This window comes from Streptomyces sp. NPDC088554 (assembly GCF_044752945.1).
Classification (GTDB): domain Bacteria; phylum Actinomycetota; class Actinomycetes; order Streptomycetales; family Streptomycetaceae; genus Streptomyces.
Map to the genome: position 1 here is coordinate 1 of NZ_JBIVMF010000095.1, position 1,531 is coordinate 1,531.

Here is a 1,531-nt window from a genome sequence, read left to right on the forward strand (position 1 = left end):
CAAGGCCGTGAAGTTTGCGGGTTGGGTTGGGTTGTCAAGGGCCTGCGGGCGCGAGGATTTCGATGCGGGTGGTGGCTTTGTAGCTGGTCCGGTCGATGCGGGGGCCGCGGGCCTGGTACTTGGAGATGGCGCGTTTGATGATGCGGGGGCTGGCGCGTAGTCGCCGTGCAGGCAGCAGGGCGGCCAGGACGTGTCGGCCGATGGTGCCGACGAGGTCGATGACCGTGTCGGCGATGACGCCCGCGGCCTGGATGACCAGGTCGCGGGCGGTCTGCCAGGCGATGGAGAGGCTGGCGCGGTCGGGATCGGTGCCGTATCGGGTGCTGGTGGCGTCCGCCATGGCAGTCCGCAGCAGCTGGTAGACGACCAGCAGGGCGTAGATCTCCTGGTCGATGCCGTCGGGAGTGCGGGCCCGCAGGACGCGGCCACCGAGGATGGTCGACTTCAGTTCCAGGTAGGCCGTTTCGATCTCCCAGCGCTGGTGATACAGCGTGGTCAGTGCGGCTGCCGGGTGGCGGTGGTGGTCGAGCAGGGTGGTGGCCAGCCGGTAGAGGCCGGTGTGCGTCCCGGCGGTGGTGGTGATGGTGATCTCGCAGTCGATGACGCGGACGTGCAGGCTGCCCAGGACGGAGAGGTAAGAGCCGTCCGGGTAGCGGGCCAGGACGGGCATGCGGCGGCCGTTCTTGAGCCTGACCAGGACCTCGGCTCCGGTGGCCGCGATGTCGGCCACCAGTTTTTGGGCGCCGAAGTTGCGGTCGGCGAGCAGGATCATCCCCGTGCGCAGGCTGGGCAGCAGGCGCGGGGCGTAGGTGGTCTCGCCCGAGGTGGTGGGGCCGAAGACCGCGTCGATGAGGGTGCGGGTGCCACAGGCGACCAGGGCGAGCAGACGGACCTGCGGGTATCCGGTCCCGCCGTGGTTGCCGGCCTGCTTGGTGAACCTGGTCAGGACCGCGGGGGTGTCGGGGACCGTCAGGACGGTGCCGTCCAGCGCGACCACCAGCAGGCCGTGCCAGCGGGTCCCCGGCCCGTGCCCGGTCGCGGCCGGGCCCCGCAGCAGGTCGAACAGCCACCGCAGCGGTTTGCTGCCGACGCGGCGGCGGGCCTGGGCCAGCGCACTCGCCGTCGGCGAGACCACCGGCAGGCCGGCCAGCGCCCCGGTGAGCTTGCGCCACACGCCGGAGTATCCCGTCTCCGGGAACAGGCACCCGGCCAGGAGCAGGTACACCACGACCCGGGAGGGCAGATCCCGCAGCCGCGACTGCACGGCTCTGGTCGCGCTCAGTGCCGCATCGACCATCTCGAAGGGCACCAGCTGCGTGAGTTCGCCCAGATGACCAGGCGCAAACCGGTCTCCGGCCACCGTGACGGTACGCGTGATGGCACACTGTTCGGACAGCGGAGCCTCCGGTCTTGTGAACGGCTTGTCTTGGTCGACTGCCAGTTCTACCGGGGCTCCGCTCCTCATGTCCGCCGAAACCGCACCTCAAGGCCCTCTGGACAACGCAGCCAGAGCCATAACTTCACGGCCTTG

General features: G+C 69.9%; 1 protein-coding gene. It reads right to left on the minus strand.

The features are described 5' to 3' along the window. Positions 1–34: 34 nt before the first annotated feature. On the minus strand, positions 35–1,360 hold the full coding sequence (locus ACIP8W_RS31925; protein ID WP_402205913.1) for an IS4 family transposase: 1,326 nt from the start codon (positions 1,358–1,360) through the stop codon (positions 35–37). Between the last annotated feature and the right edge of the window lie 171 nt (positions 1,361–1,531).